15 protein-coding genes are annotated in these 16,055 nt (G+C 70.1%); 12 read left to right on the top strand and 3 right to left on the bottom strand.

Features of this window, described 5'->3' with window-relative positions:
- Positions 1–6 precede the first annotated feature (6 nt).
- Positions 7–1,461 carry an NAD(P)H-quinone dehydrogenase gene (locus MRBLWH10_RS03960; RefSeq protein WP_181155917.1) on the bottom strand — a complete coding sequence of 485 codons (1,455 nt, stop codon included), beginning with the start codon at positions 1,459–1,461 and terminating at the stop codon, positions 7–9.
- 48 nt (positions 1,462–1,509) lie between these two features.
- Here MRBLWH10_RS03960 and MRBLWH10_RS03955 point away from each other — a divergent pair, with 48 nt between their 5' ends.
- Genes MRBLWH10_RS03955 through MRBLWH10_RS03945 form a run of 3 tightly spaced genes read left to right on the top strand, consistent with a single transcriptional unit; the run spans position 1,510 to position 4,296 of the window.
- Complete coding sequence (locus MRBLWH10_RS03955) at positions 1,510–2,343, top strand: purine-nucleoside phosphorylase (RefSeq protein ID WP_105675320.1); 834 nt, start codon at positions 1,510–1,512, stop codon at positions 2,341–2,343.
- A complete protein-coding gene (locus MRBLWH10_RS03950; RefSeq protein WP_341941704.1) occupies positions 2,340–4,010 on the top strand; it encodes a phospho-sugar mutase in 1,671 nt (556 codons plus the stop codon). The genes MRBLWH10_RS03955 and MRBLWH10_RS03950 overlap by 4 nt, the downstream gene beginning before the upstream one ends.
- A 19-nt stretch (positions 4,011–4,029) precedes the next feature.
- On the top strand, positions 4,030–4,296 hold the full coding sequence (locus MRBLWH10_RS03945) for an HPr family phosphocarrier protein (RefSeq protein WP_146114333.1): 267 nt from the start codon (positions 4,030–4,032) through the stop codon (positions 4,294–4,296).
- Positions 4,297–4,299: 3 nt separating this feature from the next.
- Here the strand turns inward: MRBLWH10_RS03945 and MRBLWH10_RS03940 are convergent, their stop codons facing one another.
- The gene (locus MRBLWH10_RS03940; protein WP_223586165.1) at positions 4,300–6,222 is read right to left on the bottom strand and encodes a PTS sugar transporter subunit IIA; all 1,923 of its coding nucleotides are present in this window, start codon (positions 6,220–6,222) and stop codon (positions 4,300–4,302) included.
- 165 nt (positions 6,223–6,387) lie between these two features.
- Here MRBLWH10_RS03940 and MRBLWH10_RS03935 point away from each other — a divergent pair, with 165 nt between their 5' ends.
- The 9 genes from MRBLWH10_RS03935 (at position 6,388) to MRBLWH10_RS03895 (ending at position 15,187) form a co-directional block, all read left to right on the top strand.
- Complete coding sequence (locus MRBLWH10_RS03935) at positions 6,388–6,705, top strand: hypothetical protein (RefSeq protein WP_341941703.1); 318 nt, start codon at positions 6,388–6,390, stop codon at positions 6,703–6,705.
- A complete protein-coding gene (locus MRBLWH10_RS03930) occupies positions 6,702–6,983 on the top strand; it encodes an HPr family phosphocarrier protein (RefSeq protein WP_341941702.1) in 282 nt (93 codons plus the stop codon). Before MRBLWH10_RS03935 ends, MRBLWH10_RS03930 begins: the two co-directional genes overlap by 4 nt.
- Entirely contained in the window at positions 6,980–8,647 is a 1,668-nt protein-coding gene (gene ptsP / locus MRBLWH10_RS03925; protein WP_341941701.1) for a phosphoenolpyruvate--protein phosphotransferase, read from the top strand. The genes MRBLWH10_RS03930 and ptsP overlap by 4 nt, the downstream gene beginning before the upstream one ends.
- A gap of 11 nt (positions 8,648–8,658) precedes the next feature.
- On the top strand, positions 8,659–10,266 hold the full coding sequence (locus MRBLWH10_RS03920; RefSeq protein WP_341941700.1) for a PTS mannitol transporter subunit IICB: 1,608 nt from the start codon (positions 8,659–8,661) through the stop codon (positions 10,264–10,266).
- 61 nt (positions 10,267–10,327) lie between these two features.
- Complete coding sequence (locus tag MRBLWH10_RS03915) at positions 10,328–10,759, top strand: PTS sugar transporter subunit IIA (protein ID WP_341941699.1); 432 nt, start codon at positions 10,328–10,330, stop codon at positions 10,757–10,759.
- The gene (locus tag MRBLWH10_RS03910; protein WP_341941698.1) at positions 10,759–11,916 is read left to right on the top strand and encodes a mannitol-1-phosphate 5-dehydrogenase; all 1,158 of its coding nucleotides are present in this window, start codon (positions 10,759–10,761) and stop codon (positions 11,914–11,916) included. The genes MRBLWH10_RS03915 and MRBLWH10_RS03910 overlap by 1 nt, the downstream gene beginning before the upstream one ends.
- A gap of 93 nt (positions 11,917–12,009) precedes the next feature.
- The gene (locus MRBLWH10_RS03905; protein WP_341941697.1) at positions 12,010–13,302 is read left to right on the top strand and encodes an NAD(P)/FAD-dependent oxidoreductase; all 1,293 of its coding nucleotides are present in this window, start codon (positions 12,010–12,012) and stop codon (positions 13,300–13,302) included.
- On the top strand, positions 13,299–14,240 hold the full coding sequence (locus MRBLWH10_RS03900; RefSeq protein WP_341941696.1) for a bile acid:sodium symporter family protein: 942 nt from the start codon (positions 13,299–13,301) through the stop codon (positions 14,238–14,240). Before MRBLWH10_RS03905 ends, MRBLWH10_RS03900 begins: the two co-directional genes overlap by 4 nt.
- A complete protein-coding gene (locus MRBLWH10_RS03895; RefSeq protein ID WP_341941695.1) occupies positions 14,237–15,187 on the top strand; it encodes an SDR family oxidoreductase in 951 nt (316 codons plus the stop codon). The genes MRBLWH10_RS03900 and MRBLWH10_RS03895 overlap by 4 nt, the downstream gene beginning before the upstream one ends.
- Positions 15,188–15,195: 8 nt before the next feature.
- On the opposite strand, the gene MRBLWH10_RS03890 is transcribed toward MRBLWH10_RS03895, so the two are convergent.
- The gene (locus MRBLWH10_RS03890; RefSeq protein ID WP_341941694.1) at positions 15,196–16,053 is read right to left on the bottom strand and encodes a carbohydrate kinase family protein; all 858 of its coding nucleotides are present in this window, start codon (positions 16,051–16,053) and stop codon (positions 15,196–15,198) included.
- Positions 16,054–16,055 lie beyond the last annotated feature (2 nt).

The following is a 16,055-nucleotide window of genomic DNA, read 5'->3' as shown; positions in this document are numbered from 1 at the left end:
GTCCGCTCAGGTGATGTTCGCGTTGACCAGGTGCATCGCGCGGCTCGCGTCGGTGATGCTGCTGGACAGCGAGGGGTAGGCCGCGAAGACGCGCGAGACCTGGTCGACCGTCAGGCGACGCTCGACGGCGACAGCGATCGGGTAGATCAGCTCCGAGGCCTTCGGCGCGACGATCACGCCGCCGATGACGGTGCCGGATCCCTTGCGCGCGATCAGCTTGACGAAGCCGTCCTTGATGCCCATCATCTTCGCGCGCGGGTTCGCGGCGAGCGGCAGCTTGTAGACGAGGCCGTCCGCGACGCCGTCCTCCACGTCCTTCTCCGAGAACCCGACCGTCGCGATCTCCGGCGCCGTGAAGATGTTCGAGGTGATCTTGATCTGCTCGAGCGGGATGACGATGTCTCCGAGCGCGTGGAACACCGCCGTGCGGCCCTGCATGGAGGCGACGGATGCCAGCGGGAAGAAGTTCGTGCAGTCGCCGACCGCGTAGATGTTGGGCACGGACGTGCGCGCCACCTTGTTGACCCGGACGTGACCGGACTCGGTGAGCTCGACCCCCGCGTCCTCCAGCCCGATGCCCGCGGTGTTGGGGATCGAGCCGACCGCCATCAGGCAGTGGCTGCCGTCGACCGTGCGGCCGTCGGAGAGCGTGACCGTCACGCCGTCCTTCGTGACCTCGACGCGGTCGGCACGCGCCTTGGAGAGCACCTGCATCCCCCCGCGCTTGAAGACCTTCTCCAGGACGCGCGCCGCATCCTGGTCCTCACCGGGGAGCACCTGCTCGCGGCTGGAGACGAGCGTCACCTTCGCGCCGAGGTTCATGTATGCCGAGGCGAACTCCGCCCCGGTCACACCGGAGCCGACCACGATGAGGTGCTCGGGGAGCGCCTTCATGTCGTACAGCTGAGTCCACGTGAGGATCCGCTTGCCGTCGGGCTTCGCCGAGTCCAGCTCGCGGGGAGAGGCGCCGACCGCCACCACGATGGTGTCGGCCTCGACGCGGTCGAAGTCGGTTCCGCCCTGACCGGTGGAGACGACGATCGCGTTCGCTCCTTCGATGCGACCGTGGCCGGAAAGGATGCGGACGCCCGCCTCCAGCAGGGTGGAGCGCATGTCCTCGGACTGCTGGCCCGCGAGGGCGATGAGCCGCTTGTTGACCGCGGCGAGGTTGATCGCGATCTCGGGCTTGAGCGGCTTGCCGTGCTCGCCCTTCGCGTAGAACTGCACGCCGAGGTCGCTGGCCTCGGAGATGGCGACGGCGGCGTCGGCCGTCGCGATCAGGCTCTTGGAGGGGACCACGTCCGTGAGGACGGCGGATCCTCCGACGCCGACGCGCTCGACCAGTGTCACCTCGGCTCCGAGCTGGGCGGCGGCGAGAGCCGCCTCGTAGCCGCCGGGACCGCCGCCGAGAACGGCGACGCGCTGAGTGCGCTCGAAAGTGGTGGAAGACATGGAATCCATTCTTCCGCAATCCTGGCGGGGAGCCCTCCACCTTCCTAGAGTGGATCCATGCCCGAGATTCACAGCAACCCCCTCGACGACCCCACCGCGAACCCGTTCGAGGTGGCGGCGACCGCCGCCGCCGACATCGCGCGGCTGAGCGGCGTCGAGAAGCACGACATCGCCCTCACCCTCGGCTCCGGATGGGGCAAGGCCGCCGACATCATCGGCGAGACGGTCGCGACCATCCCGGCCACCGAGGTCACCGGCTTCTCCAAGCCCGCCCTCGAGGGCCACGTCGGCACCCTGCGCAGCATCCGCACTCCCGACGGCAAGAACGTCCTCGTCATCGGCGCGCGCACCCATTACTACGAGAAGCACGGCGTCCGTCGCGTCGTCCACTCCGTCCGCACCGCCGCGGCCACGGGGGCGAAGATCATGGTCCTCACCAACGGCGCCGGAGGCATCCGCGAGACCTGGAAGCCCGGCCAGCCCGTGCTCATCAGCGATCACATCAACCTCACCGCCGACTCCCCTCTCGAGGGTGCGACGTTCGTCGACCTCACCGACCTGTACTCGACGCGTCTGCGCGACATCGCCAGGACCATCGACCCCACCCTCGACGAGGGCGTCTACACGCAGTTCACCGGTCCGCACTACGAGACCCCCGCCGAGGTGCAGATGGCGAAGCACATGGGCGGCCACATCGTCGGCATGTCCACCGCCCTCGAGGCGATCGCCGCCCGCCAGGCCGGCATGGAGATCCTCGGGTTCTCCCTCATCACCAACCTGGCCGCCGGCATCCAGAAGACGCCGCTCAGCCACGCCGAGGTCATCGAAGCCGGTCAGCTCGCCGAGCCGGTGATCACCAAGCTGCTCGCCGACGTCATCGAGGCGCTATGAGCGAGGAGCTTCTCGCCACGGCCCGTGCCTGGCTGCGTCAGGACCCCGATGCGCAGACGCGCGACGAGCTCGCCGGCATCGTCACCCGCGCCGCGAGCGGCGACGAGGCGGCAGCCGCCGACCTGGCCGACCGCTTCGGCGCCCGGCTCGCCTTCGGCACCGCAGGGCTCCGCGGCGAGCTCGGAGCGGGCAGCAACCGGATGAACAGGGTGCTCGTCGCCCAGGCCGCCGCGGGATTCGCCGCGTACCTGCGCGAGAAGGCCGATGGCCGCACGCCGACCGTCGTGATCGGCTACGACGGCCGACGCAACTCCCGGGTGTTCGCGACGGATTCCGCCGAGATCTTCGCCGGGGCCGGCCTGCGCGCGATCCTGCTCCCCCGTCTGCTGCCGACGCCCGTGCTCGCCTTCGCGGTGCGCCACCTCGGCGCCGACGCCGGGGTCATGGTCACGGCGAGCCACAACCCGCCGAACGACAACGGCTACAAGGTCTACCTGGGCGGCGGGAATCAGGGATCGCAGATCGTCGCCCCCGCCGACGCGGAGATCGCCGCGCACATCCAGCGGATCGCGGATGCCGGCGACGTGAAGGCCCTTCCGCGGTCGTCGGCGTACGAGACGGCCGGTGAGGACGTCGTGACGGCGTATGTCGAGGCCACCGCGGCCGTCGCTCCGGCGCCCTCGTCGGCGACCGGCCTGCGCTGGGTCTACACCGCGATGCACGGCGTCGGATGGGAGACGCTCTCGCGCATCCTCCGCGTCGCCGGCTACCCGCAGCCCATGGTGGTCGGCGAGCAGCTCGACCCCGACGCGACCTTCCGCACGGTGTCCTTCCCGAACCCGGAGGAGCCGGGCGCGATGGATCTGGCGTTCGCGCGTGCACGTCGCGTGCAGGCGGACTTCATCCTGGCGAACGATCCGGATGCCGATCGCCTCGCCGTCGCGATCCCCGATGAGACCGCCGAGGGCGGCTGGCGTCGCCTCACCGGCAACGAGGTGGGGCTGCTGCTCGGCGCCCGTGCGGCACGCGCGGCGGCCGGAACGCCCGGCGCGTCCCTCGCGTGCTCGCTGGTGTCCTCCCCCGGCCTCGGCGCCATCGCGGCGCATCACGGACTGGACTTCCATGAGACGCTCACGGGGTTCAAGTGGATCTCCCGCGCACCGGGGATCGCGTTCGGATTCGAGGAGGCGCTGGGCTACCTCGTGAACCCGGAGACCGTCCGCGACAAGGACGGCATCTCCGCGGCGATCGCGATCCTCGGCCTTGCGGCAGAGGCGCGCGAGCGGGGTGCGACCATCGCGACGCTCCTCGCCGAGCTGGGCGAGACCTACGGGCACTTCGCCAGCGGCCAGGTGTCGGTGCGAGTCGACGACCTCTCCGTCATCGGCAACGTCATGCTCTCGCTGAGGACCCTGCCGCCGACCCAGATCGGCTCGCACGCGATCGCCTCCGCCGAGGACCTGCTCCTGGCCGCACCGGGGGCACCCTCCGGAGACGTGCTGCGCTACCGGCTCGCCGACGGGTCGCGTGTCATCGTGCGCCCGAGCGGCACCGAGCCGAAGCTCAAGGTGTACATCGACGCGAAGGGCGACACCGCCGACGCGGCGGCGCAGGCCGTCGCCGACCTCGAAACGGGAGTCCGCGCGCTGCTCGGAGACCGCTCCTGAGCTGCCGGCGGTGGTGACGATGCAGACCAGACGGATCACGATCAGCGCCCACAACGGCATCCACGCGCGCCCTGTGGCCGAGCTGGCGCGGCTGGCGATGTCGTCCGCGCACCCTGTGATCGTCCGCACGGCTGCGGGCGCGGAGGCCGACCTGAGCAGTGTGCTCGCGGTGATGGACCTCGCCCTCGGCGAGGGCGACGTCGTCGAGCTGGAGACGGCGGATGCCCCGGCATCCGCCGCTCTCCTCGACTCGATGGCGGCCGTGCTCGACCCTCGAGATCGGTGACCGTCAGCCGTCGATGACGGAGACGAGCTCGTCGAGGAACGACTCGAACGTCGTACCCCTGCGGACGATCCTCTGCACGCTCTCGCGTTCGCTGAAGACCTCGACGAGCTGCTCGAACACGGTCTGGAATGCAGCGCGGTCGCTCTCGCTGAACGCGGCGAGGGCGACCACCTGCACGCGGCCGTCGCCCCACGCCACCGATCCGTCGGCGACGCCGATCGCGATCGCGGTGCGGGTCGCGGTCATCTGCAGCGCGTGCGGGACGGCGAGCGCGTCGGTGAACGCCGTGGACGACATGCGCTCGCGCACGATCGTGTTCTCGACGTAGTCCTCGCCGATCAGTCCGCTGCGCACGAGCCGATCGCCGAGGCGGCGGATGATCTGCTCCTCGCCCTCGTCGGGGAGAGGGTGCACGAACGCCTCGGCGTCGAAGTAGCGCGACAGCTCCTCGCGGAGCCTGTTGAGACGCCTCGCTCTCCTGAGCCTCGCCGCCGCCTGCTGCACGCGTTCGGCGTCGGTGTCGGAGAAGAACGGGTGGATGCGGACGAACCGCTCCCCCGCGATCCCCGGCTCGATCGTGCTGAGCACCAGGTCGGTCCCGAAGGACGCCCAGTCGGGGTCGACGCTGGTCACGACGCTGGTCACCTCGATCGAGGACCCCAGCGACCGGTCGACACTGGAGCGGAGCAGCTCGTGCAGCTCGTAGTAGCCGGGGCAGACGATGGTCGCGGTGAGGATCGACGCCGCCGCACGGCTGCGTTCCAGTCGCCCGCCGACGTGCATGGCGATGTAAGCGATCTCGTCGTCGTGGATGGGCGAACCCACCCGGTCGTGCAGCCCGCTCGCGATCGAGACCGCGACCTCGAAGATCATCGGATACGTCGACTTGAGCGACCGCGTGAGCGGGTTCCGCGACAGCGCCTGCGTCTCGGCGCGGCGGAGCAGATTCTGGATGTGCAGCGCGAGCCGGAGCACGAAGGTGTCATCGACGAGGTCGAGCTGGTACTCGGATGCCGCCCGCTGCAGCTCCTCGCGCACGGCCCGCTCGACGCGCGGCTCGACGCCGCTGCGTGCGACGTCTCTGGTGGCCGTGTCGCCGGGTGCGACGACGCGCGTGAGCACGAGCGAGGCCAGGTGGGCGCTGTCGCCGTCGCCGAGCGGCACGCCGAAGTGCTCCTCGGCGAGGCGGGCGAGGACTCTCCCGACCTGGGGTATCTCGTCGCGGACCCCTTCCGCCTCCGCGGCGAGCGCATGCCCCGCCGCGACGCGGTCGGCCGCGATGGCGATGTGCAGCAGCACGTCGGAGATCGCGAGCTCGTTGACGAAGTAGCCCAGCGCTCCCAGTTCGTCGACCAGCGCGGACTTGAACGGCCCGACGGCACTCGCGTCGACCGCGTTGCCGACGAGCGCGGTGCGGAACACCTCGGGATGGAAGGACGCGGCATCCGACTCGTCGTGGGCGAGCCTGCTGATCAGGCGGCGCCGCGCCTCCTCCGAGCCGCGGAGCCTCACCTGCTCGCGGTCCCGCTCCAGGGAGAGCCCTGAACCGTCGAGAAGGCCGCGCACCCTGGTGAGATCGGCCTCGAGCGTCGCCTCGCTGACGTGCAGCCGGTCTGCGGCCTGGAAGACGTCGATTCCGCCCGCGTCGTCCAGGAGCATGCGCACCACGGCGTGCAGGCGATGCCGTGGGGTGCTCTCGGCGCCCGTGCGGGTGCGGAGAGCATCGCGTGCGGATGCCCCTGCCCGGTAGCCGGCGGGACCCGACTCGACGGCGTCCGCGCCGGTGACTCTCGCGTTGAGAGCCGCCACGTAGGAGCGGATGCTGCGCGGGGTGACGCCGACCTGATCGGCGAGACTCGCCGCCGTGACCCAGGTGTCATGACGGAGCAGGGTGGTGAGGAGCTGGTCCTGGCGCTGGCGCGACATGTTCCTCCGATCCTCACTCGCGGGTGACGGCCCTGTCCCGCGCATCCCATGATGTCAGCATCCGGGGAGCCAGGGGCGGAAGGCGACGTTCCGCGGGGGCGGAAAGGTTCGTGTTGGCCGCGCACCCCCATCGGCTCACAGACTGTTCTCAGGAAGGCGGAATCAATGAAGATCCTCGTGATTTGCGGTGCAGGCGCGTCGAGCACCTTCGTCGCGCAGCGTCTTCGCCGCGCGGCCGAGGCTGCGGGGCTCGACTGGGGGACCTCCGCGGGCACCGCTCAGGCGGTCACCGAGTCCAGCGCCGACCTGATCCTCGTCGGACCGCATCTGAAGGACCGCGCCGCCGATCTGCAGGAGGTCCTGCCGATGCCGGTCGCCGTGCTCCCCGACGACGTCTTCTCCGACCGCGACGGGCGCCGCACGCTCGCGCTCGTCCGCGCCCTCCTCGCTGACAACCGCACCTCTTCGGAAGGAAGATCATGACCGCCACACGCACCGTACGGATCGGCTCATCCCACGGCCTGCACGCCCGCCCCGCGAAGCTGTTCGCCCAGGCGGCGAAGGATTCGGGCATCGTCGTCACGATCGCGAAGGACTCGGGCAAGGCCGTCAACGCCGCCAGCATCCTCGGGGTGATCGCCCTGGCGATCGAGTTCGGCGACTACGTGACCCTCACCGCGGACGGCGAGAACGCCGAGGGCGTGCTCGACACGCTCACGGAGCTGCTGACCACCGACCACGACCAGGAGAGCGCCGGATGACCGAGCTCAGAGGAGTCGGGATCGGCCTGGGCGTCGCCCAGGGCCCCGTGGTGCGCATGACGGAGGCCATGCCCGCGCCGCAGAACACCACGAGCACCCTCGGCGCGGACGCCGAGCGGACGCGCGCCCGCGAGGCCGTCGCCGCCGTGGCGCAGGAGCTGACCACCCGAGGCGCGACCGCAGGAGGATCGGCGCAGGAGGTGCTCGAGGCCCAGGCGATGATCGCCGAGGACCCGACCCTCCAGGACGAGATCGACGAGCGTCTGAACGCCGGCGGCACCGCGGAGTGGGCTGTGCACGACGCCTTCGCCGGCTTCCGAGCGACTCTGGAGGCTGTCGGCGGCTACCTCGGCGAGCGCGCCGCAGACCTCGACGACATCGCCCAGCGGGTGCTCGCGCGGCTGCGCGGGGTCGACGCCCCCGGCGTGCCCGATCCCGGTCACCCGTTCGTCCTGGTCGCCCGCGACCTCGCTCCCGCTGACACCGCTCTGCTCGACCTGGAGAAGGTGCTCGCCCTCGTCACGTTCGACGGCGGACCCACGTCCCACACGGCGATCCTGGCCAGGGAGAAGGGCATCGTCGCGATCGTCGGCGCCGCAGCGGCCGCAGACCTCGCCACCGGCCAGACGGTCATCGTCGACGCCGCAGCCGGGATCGTCACGGCCGACCCGAGCGACGAAGAGAAGACCCGCGCCGCCGAGCGCGCCGCCGCACGCCTCTCGGCGGATGCGGCACCACTGACTCCCGGCGCCCTCGCCGACGGCACGCGCATCGCGCTGCTGGCGAATCTGGGAAAGCCTGCAGACGCGGCCGATGCCGTCGCGCGCGGGGCCGAGGGCGTCGGGCTCTTCCGCACGGAGTTCCTGTTCCTCTCCTCGGCGCAAGCTCCGACGATCGCGCAGCAGCGCGAGTCCTATCGCGAGCTGCTCGCGGCGTTCCCCGGCAAGAAGGTGGTCGTGCGGATGCTCGACGCGGGCGCCGACAAGCCGCTGGCGTTCCTCAACGACTCGCACGAGGAGAACCCCGCACTGGGGCTTCGCGGCCTGCGTGCTCTGCGCGCCAGCGAGGACATCCTTCGCGAGCAGCTCACGGCACTCGCGGAGGCGGATGCCGAGACCGACGCCGACCTCTGGGTCATGGCGCCGATGGTCGCCACCGTCGAGGAGACCGTGTACTTCACGACCCTCGCGCGTGAGTACGGCCTGAAGACGGCGGGAGTGATGGTCGAGGTGCCGTCGAGCGCGCTGCTCGCCGATCGGGTCCTGGCACACGCGGACTTCGCCTCGATCGGCACGAACGACCTCACACAGTACACGATGGCCGCCGACCGCCTGCTCGGTTCGGTGGCGGGCTTCCAGGACCCCTGGCACCCCGCCGTGCTGCGCCTCGTGCGCGAGGTGGGCGCCGCCGGCGCCCGGCTGGGCAAGCCCGTCGGGATCTGCGGAGAGGCCGCGGCCGATCCGCTGCTCGCCGTCGTGCTCATCGGCCTGGGAGCGACGAGTCTCTCCATGGCTCCGTCGGCCCTGGCCGACGTCCGTCGCATCCTCGCCACCCGCACCCTCGACGAGGCGCGCAGCCTCGCCGAGGCCGCCCTCGCCGCAGACGATGCGGCATCCGCCCGAACCGCCGTGACCACCCTCGCGGCTACCCTCCCTCAACACTGAAAGAGACCATCATGACGACGACGTCACCGGCTGCCACAACGCGCAGCCTCCGAACGGGCGTGCAGCGCTTCGGCACGTTCCTCTCGGGCATGATCATGCCGAACATCGCGGCATTCATCGCCTGGGGCTTCATCACCATGCTCTTCATCGCAGTCGGGTGGTTGGGCAACTGGCACCCGGTGTCCGACATCCTCGGCGGTTTTGGAAACGCCGACCTCATCGGCTGGCAGGGGGCGATGACGGCGCTGGCGACGACCGAGGACGGCACGACCTTCCCGCAGTACGTCGGGTTGGTCGGCCCGATGATCACCTACCTGCTTCCGCTCCTCATCGCCAACACCGCCGGCCGCATGGTCTACGGCGAGCGCGGGGGCGTCGTGGCGACGATCGCCACGATGGGCGTGATCGTCGGCACGAACATCCCGATGTTCCTCGGCGCGATGATCATGGGGCCCCTCGCCGGGTGGCTCACCAAGAAGATGGACAAGATCTGGGAAGGCAAGATCAAGGCCGGCTTCGAGATGCTGGTGAACAACTTCTCTGCCGGAATCCTCGGAATGCTGCTCGCGATCGCCGGGTTCTTCGCCTTCGGGCCGATCATGATCGCGATCAGCTCCTTCCTCGGCGGCATCGTGGACTGGCTCGTCGGCCACAGCCTGCTTCCTCTGCTCTCGATCATCGTCGAGCCGGCGAAGGTCCTGTTCCTGAACAACGCGATCAACCACGGTGTCTTCACCCCGCTCGCCCTGCAGCAGGCCGAGGAGACGGGCAAGTCCATCCTCTTCCTCATCGAGGCGAACCCCGGGCCCGGTATCGGACTGCTGCTCGCATTCACCTTCTTCGGCATCGGGGAGGCGAGGGCTTCTGCTCCGGGCGCGGCGATCATCCAGTTCTTCGGCGGCATCCACGAGATCTACTTCCCGTACGCGCTCAGCAAGCCGATGACGATCCTGGCGCTGATCGCCGGCGGCGCCACTGGTGTCACCACCAACATGGTCCTCGGTGGCGGGCTCTCGTTCCCTGCGGCTCCCGGCAGCATCATCGCCGTGTTCTTCGCGGCATCCAACCCCGCCGCCGGCGGCGTCGGCAACGTGCTCATCGTGCTGCTGTCCGTGCTGCTCGCCGCTGCGGTGACCTTCCTGCTCACCGCAGTCATCCTTCGGGCCTCTCGTAAGCGGGATCTCGAGGCCGAGGACAACTTCGGCGCAGCCATCGCGCAGACCGAGGCGAACAAGGGCAAGTCCTCGGCGGCGATGGACGCGCTGCGCGGCGCCACCGCAACCGCGACGTCCGAGTCCTCGACGACCGCGACGCTCGCCGCTCCGATCTCGAAGATCGTGTTCGCGTGCGACGCCGGCATGGGGTCCTCCGCCATGGGCGCGAGCGTGCTGCGCAACAAGTTCAAGAAGGCGGGCATCGAGGACCTCACGATCATCAACCAGGCGATCGCGAACCTCGACGGCACGGCCGATGTGGTCATCACCCAGCAGCAGCTGACCGACCGCGCGAAGGCGCAGTCCCCGAACTCGCTGCACGTCTCCGTCGACAACTTCATGAACTCTCCGAAGTACGAAGAGGTCGTCGAGATGGTCCAGGAACAGCGCGCCTCCGACGCGTGACAGACCGGCGGGGCGGATGCTGCGGCACCCGCCCCGCCACCACACTCAGAAAGGAAACACCATGAGCGTTCTCACCCCCGGACAGGTCCGCATCCACGCGGGGTCCGTCTCGCAGGAGGCGGCTCTCCAGGAGGCCACCGACATCCTCGTCTCCGTCGGCGCGGTGACGCCCGCCTACGTCGAGGCGATGCGTCAGCGCGAGGAGACCGTGTCCACGTTCATGGGCAACGGCCTGGCGATCCCGCACGGCACCAACGAGACGAAGGACGAGATCCTCGCGTCGGCCCTGTCCGTCGTGCGCTACGACGGCGGAGTCGACTGGGCGGGAGAGCAGGCCAACTTCGTGGTGGGCATCGCCGGCAAGGGCGACGAGCACCTCGAGATCCTCTCCCAGATCGCGATCCTGTTCTCCGATGACGACGAGGTCGCGAAGCTCGCGGCGGCGCAGACGGCCGACGAGCTGTACGCCCTCCTCTCGGCGGTGAACGCCTGATGAAGGCGGTCCACTTCGGCGCGGGCAACATCGGCCGCGGATTCGTCGGACTGCTGCTGCACGACGGCGGGTACGAGATCGTGTTCTCCGACGTCGCCGACGAGCTCGTCGACGCGATCAACGCGGCCTCGGAGTACACCGTGCACGAGGCCGGCCCCGGCGGAGTGGATCACGTCGTCACCGGCTTCCGGGCGGTCAACAGCCGTCTGGACCCGGATGCCGTCGCCGACGAGCTCTCCACGGCGGACATCGCGACGACCGCCGTCGGCCCCACGGTGCTGCGATTCGTGGCTCCGTCGATCGTCGCGGGGCTCCGTCGCCGCAGCGCGGACGCTCCTCCGCTGCAGATCATGGCCTGCGAGAACGCGATCGGCGCCACCGACCAGCTGCGTGCGGAGGTCGAGAAGGCCGCGGGGGTGGATGCCGCGGAGCTGCTGGCGAAGGCCGTGTTCGCGAACACCGCCGTCGACCGCATCGTTCCCGCTCAGGCGCCGGGGCAGGGCGTCGACGTCACGGTGGAGCCGTACGTCGAGTGGGCGATCGAGGCGGGGCCCTTCGGCGACTACCGTCCGTCGATCCCCGGGGCGCACTTCGTCGACGATCTCGCTCCGTACATCGAGCGCAAGCTCTTCACGGTCAACACCGGCCACGCGGCGACGGCCTACTTCGGCGCCCGCGTCGGGGCCACCTCGATCGCCGCGGCGCTGGCGGATCCCGATGTGGCGAGAAGCGTCGAAGCCGCCCTGGAGGAGACCTCTGCCGTCCTGACGGCCGAGCACGGGCTCGACCCGGCCGATCTCGCCGCGTACCGGGCGAAGATCCTGGAGCGCTTCCGCAACCCCGAGCTGGAGGACAGCGTCGACCGCGTCGGTCGTCAGCCGCTGCGCAAGCTCTCCCGCCACGAGCGCTTCATCGGCCCCGCCGCGATGGCGAGCGAGCGCGGCCTCTCCACAGCGGGGCTCGTCGCCGCGGTGTCGGCTGCACTCGAGTTCGTCGAACCGGCCGATCCGCAGGCTGTGGAACTGCAGCAGAGGCTGCATGACGAGGACGCCACGGCGCTGACCGCCGAGGTCACCGGACTCGATCCCGAGCATCCGCTGTTCCGCTCGATCCGGGATGCCGTGATCGCCCGCCAGGGGCAGCTCGGCGTCGTCTAGAGACTTCCTCCTGTGCTCCGGCCGGGGCGGTGCGATACGGTTACGATCGATTCACCGGACCCGACCGGAGCACAGCGATGTGCAGGGAGACTCATGAACACGTACGCCGTCATCGGCGCGGGGCCCTCCGGCCTCGCCGCCGCCAGAGCCCTGACCAGCCGTGGAATCCCGGTCGACGGCTACGAGGCCTCGCACGGGGTCGGCGGCCTCTGGGACATCTCGAACCCGCGCAGCACCATGTACGAGTCGGCGCACCTCATCTCCTCCCGGACGACGACCGAGTTCGCCGAGTTCCCGATGCGCTCGGACGTCGACTACCCGGGCCACCGGGTGCTGCTCGAGTACTTCCGCGAGTACGCCGAGCACTTCGGGCTCACCGGTCTCTTCCGCTTCGAGACCACGGTCACGCGTCTCGAGCCGCGTGACGGCGGCTGGGATCTCACCGCCACCGGTCCCGACGGGACGAGCACCCGCTGGTACGCGGGCGTCGTCCTCGCGAACGGCACCCTCGCCGAGCCGAACGTGCCAGTCTTCCCCGGCGAGTTCACCGGGGAGATCCTGCATACGAGCGCGTACAAGAGCGCGGCGCAGCTCGCCGGCAAGCGCGTGCTGCTGATCGGGGCGGGCAACTCCGGCTGCGACATCGCCGTGGATGCCGTGCACCACGCGGCATCCGTCGACATGAGCGTCCGCCGCGGCTACTACTTCGTCCCGCGCTACCTGTTCGGCAGGCCCAGCGACACACTGAACCAGGGGCGCCCCCTCCCCGCGCGCATCAAGCAGGCTGTCGACACCCGCGTGCTGAGGGCGTTCACGGGAGACCCCGTCCGGTTCGGATTCCCGAAGCCCGACTACCGCATCTACGAGTCGCACCCGATCGTGAACACGCTGATCCTCAACCACCTGGGGCAGGGCGATCTGCGTGTCCGTGCCGACATCGAGAGGTTCGACGGCCCGGTCGTGCGCTTCCGCGACGGGAGCACCGGAGAGTACGACCTGGTGATGCTGGCGACCGGCTACACGCTCGACTACCCGTTCGTCGACAAGACGCACCTGCACTGGCGCGGCGCCTCGCCGCGTCTGTTCCTGAACCTGTTCCCCGCCTCGTTCAACGGCCTCTACGTGATGGGCATGATCGAGGCGTCGGGCATCGGCTGGCAGGGGCGCTACGAACAGGCCGATCTGCTCGCCGCCTACCTGGATGCCGTCGAGACCGACCCCGCGCGCGCCGCGCGGTTCCGCGACCGCGTGACGGGCTCGCCGTGGCCGGACCTCACCGGCGGGTACCACTACCTGGGCCTGGACCGCATGGCGTATTACGTCAACAAGGACGCCTATCGCGGAGCCGTCCGCCACGAGAAGGACGCGCTGGAGGCCGGAGCGTGAACGTCGACGACGTCGTGCTGACGTTCTCCCCCGGGTCCCTCACCATCCTCAACATCGTCCTGGGCCTCATCATGCTGGGCATCGCGCTGGACACCTCCCCCGAGGACTTCCGGGTCGTCGCCAAGCATCCGAAGCCGTTCGTCATCGCGATCCTCGCGCAGCTGCTCCTGCTTCCCATCGCGACCTTCCTGCTCACCCTCGTGCTTCCCGTGGCGCCGTCGATGGCGCTGGGGATGCTGCTCGTCGCCTGCTGCCCACCGGGCAACATCTCTCAGGTCCTCACGCACCGCTCCGGGGGCAACGTCGCGCTGTCGGTCTCGCTCACCGCCGTGGGCAACCTCGTCTACATCGTCGCCATGCCCCTCAGCATCACGTTCTGGGGGTCTCTGCACCCGACGGCCCGCACGCTGCTCCGCTCCGTCGAACTCGACCCGTGGCGGATGCTCGTCGAGATCCTGCTGATCGTCGGTCTGCCGTTCGCGGTCGGGCTCCTGATCCGCGCGAAGCTCCCCGCACTCACCCGACGGGTGCAGCCCTTCGTGAAGTGGTTCAGCCTGCTCGCCCTGCTCGGCTTCATCCTCGTGGCGCTCGTGGGCAACTGGGCCGTCTTCGTGCAGGTGCTCGGGATCATCCTGCTCGTCGTCACGGTGCACGACGCGGTGGCGCTGGCGCTCGGCTACGGCACGGCCGTGGTCGGCGGGCTCGGCACCCGGGAGCGCAAGGCCATGACCTTCGAGGTCGGCATCCGCAACGCCGGTCTCGGTCTCGGCCTCGTGTTCCTGTTCTTCGACGGTCTCGGCGGCATGGCGATCGTCGCGGGCTGGTGGGGCATCTGGGACATCATCGCCGGCCTCGTGGTCGCCGGTCTCTGGGCGCGGCACACGAAGCATCGGACCGGCTCCGCCACCGGAGACGCGACGCTGAAGGCGGCGTCATGAGCCGCGTGCTCATCACCGGGGGCGGCGGGTTCCTCGGGTCGCACGTGGCCGCGGCTCTCGCCGTTCGCGAGGACGTCGAGCTCGTCGTCTCCGCCGACGTCCGCGCGGGAACTCCGCGCGACGGCATCGTCGACGAAGTGCTGGACGTCACGGATGCCGACGCGATCGCACCCGTGCTGCGGGCGCACCGGATCGACACGGTGGTGCACCTCGCCGCCATCGTCAACCCCGGACGCGACGTCGAGCTCGAGTACCGCGTCGACGTGACCGGCTCCGCCCAGGTGCTCGCGGCCTGCGTCGAGACCGGTGTGCGCCGGATCGTCGTGTCCAGCTCCGGGGCGGCCTACGGCTACCACCCTGATAACCCGGACTGGATCGACGAGGACCAGCCGCTGCGGGGCAACGACGCCTTCCCGTACTCGCGGCACAAGCGCCTGGTCGAGGAGATGCTCGCCTCCTACCGAGACACGCACCCTGAGCTGGAGCAGGTGGTGTTCCGCATCGGCACCATCCTCGGTCCGACCGTGCGCAACCAGATCACCGCGCTCTGGGACGGCCGGCGCCTCCTGCGCATCGCCGGCTCCGACTCCCCTTTCGTGTTCGTCTGGGTCGACGACGTGGCCGCAGCGATGGTGCGCGCGGCGACGGACGGCCCTGCGGGGATCTTCAACGTCGCCGGCGACGGACGGATGACGGTGCCCGAGATCGCCGCACGACTCGGCAAACCCCCGCTCGTGCTGCCCGCCTGGGCGTTGTCGGCCGGCCTGCGGATCGGAAGGACGCTGCGGCTCACCGAGCACGGCCCGGAGAAGGTGCCGTTCCTCCGCTACCGTCCGGTGCTGGCCAACGCACGGCTGAAGGATGTCTTCGGGTTCGCTCCTTCACGCACGTCGGCCGAGGCTTTCGAGGAGTACCTCGCGACGCATCCGGGGGTCGCTCGCCGCTGACGAGCGGATCAGCCGAGCACGGCGTCGAGGAGCGGATGCAGGTGTCTCGTGCCGAGCACCGTCGCCGCCGACCGCGCCCCGGCTGCCAGCGCCTCCGGAACCGCAGCGCCCGACAGCCGCGCGTCGAGGACGCCCGCGAGGAACGCGTCGCCCGCGCCGTTCGTGTCGACCACGTCAACGGGCTCCGCCGCCACACGGTGCTCGACGCCATCGGCATCCACCCCGACCGCACCGTCGGAGCCGAGGGTGCACACCGCGAGTCCGGCGCCACGATCGATGCACGAGCGCAGGAAGGCGACAGGATCGGCGAGCCTGTCGGCATTGCAGAAGACGACATCCGCCGCCTCCAGGAAGGGCAGGTGGAACTCCGCCTCGCCGTCGTAGTCGTGCACGTCGACCCAGAGCGGTCGTCCGCTCTCTCGGGCGAGGGGCAGCATCCGCAGCGGCTCGGCGGCGAGATCGAGCACGATCGCATCGGCTGCGGCCATCGCGGCGCGCAGCTCGTCGTCATCGTCGCCCGCGGTGGCGGCGGGGGTCGAGAGGTACAGCGAGACCCGCGCGCCCGCTCGGGTCATCAGGTTGATGTGGCGTTCGGTCGTACCGATACCCCAGCGCACCGGCACTCCGGCAGCGCTCAGTGCGGCGCGCACACGGTCTCCGTGCTCGTCAGCCCCCGACTGCGCGTAGAGCAGCACGGAGCGACCGAGCCCGGTGAGACTCAGCGCCTTCCCCGCGCTGGTGCCGCCGACGGTGTCCCAGCCCGCCTCGGCGAACTGCATGTGCGGCACCGGTTCGGGGAGCCTGTCGAGCACCACGATCGAGTTCCAGGAGGCAGGACCGGCGATCACGACGGAGGCGGAGGGCATGC

It is taken from the genome of Microbacterium sp. LWH10-1.2 (genome assembly GCF_038397765.1).
Taxonomy (GTDB): Bacteria; Actinomycetota; Actinomycetes; order Actinomycetales; family Microbacteriaceae; genus Microbacterium; species Microbacterium natoriense.
This window is presented reverse-complemented; position numbering and strand designations above follow the sequence as displayed.

Coding starts and splice junctions, on each gene's coding strand:
- MRBLWH10_RS03915 (WP_341941699.1), top strand. CDS start 10,328: ATGAGCGTTCTCACCCCCGGACAGGTCCGCATCCACGCGGGGTCCGTC.
- MRBLWH10_RS03910 (WP_341941698.1), top strand. CDS start 10,759: ATGAAGGCGGTCCACTTCGGCGCGGGCAACATCGGCCGCGGATTCGTC.
- ptsP (WP_341941701.1), top strand. CDS start 6,980: ATGACCGAGCTCAGAGGAGTCGGGATCGGCCTGGGCGTCGCCCAGGGC.
- MRBLWH10_RS03940 (WP_223586165.1), bottom strand. CDS start 6,222: ATGTCGCGCCAGCGCCAGGACCAGCTCCTCACCACCCTGCTCCGTCAT.
- MRBLWH10_RS03955 (WP_105675320.1), top strand. CDS start 1,510: ATGCCCGAGATTCACAGCAACCCCCTCGACGACCCCACCGCGAACCCG.
- MRBLWH10_RS03935 (WP_341941703.1), top strand. CDS start 6,388: ATGAAGATCCTCGTGATTTGCGGTGCAGGCGCGTCGAGCACCTTCGTC.
- MRBLWH10_RS03890 (WP_341941694.1), bottom strand. CDS start 16,053: ATGCCCTCCGCCTCCGTCGTGATCGCCGGTCCTGCCTCCTGGAACTCG.
- MRBLWH10_RS03905 (WP_341941697.1), top strand. CDS start 12,010: ATGAACACGTACGCCGTCATCGGCGCGGGGCCCTCCGGCCTCGCCGCC.
- MRBLWH10_RS03950 (WP_341941704.1), top strand. CDS start 2,340: ATGAGCGAGGAGCTTCTCGCCACGGCCCGTGCCTGGCTGCGTCAGGAC.
- MRBLWH10_RS03960 (WP_181155917.1), bottom strand. CDS start 1,461: ATGGATTCCATGTCTTCCACCACTTTCGAGCGCACTCAGCGCGTCGCC.
- MRBLWH10_RS03920 (WP_341941700.1), top strand. CDS start 8,659: ATGACGACGACGTCACCGGCTGCCACAACGCGCAGCCTCCGAACGGGC.
- MRBLWH10_RS03945 (WP_146114333.1), top strand. CDS start 4,030: ATGCAGACCAGACGGATCACGATCAGCGCCCACAACGGCATCCACGCG.
- MRBLWH10_RS03930 (WP_341941702.1), top strand. CDS start 6,702: ATGACCGCCACACGCACCGTACGGATCGGCTCATCCCACGGCCTGCAC.
- MRBLWH10_RS03895 (WP_341941695.1), top strand. CDS start 14,237: ATGAGCCGCGTGCTCATCACCGGGGGCGGCGGGTTCCTCGGGTCGCAC.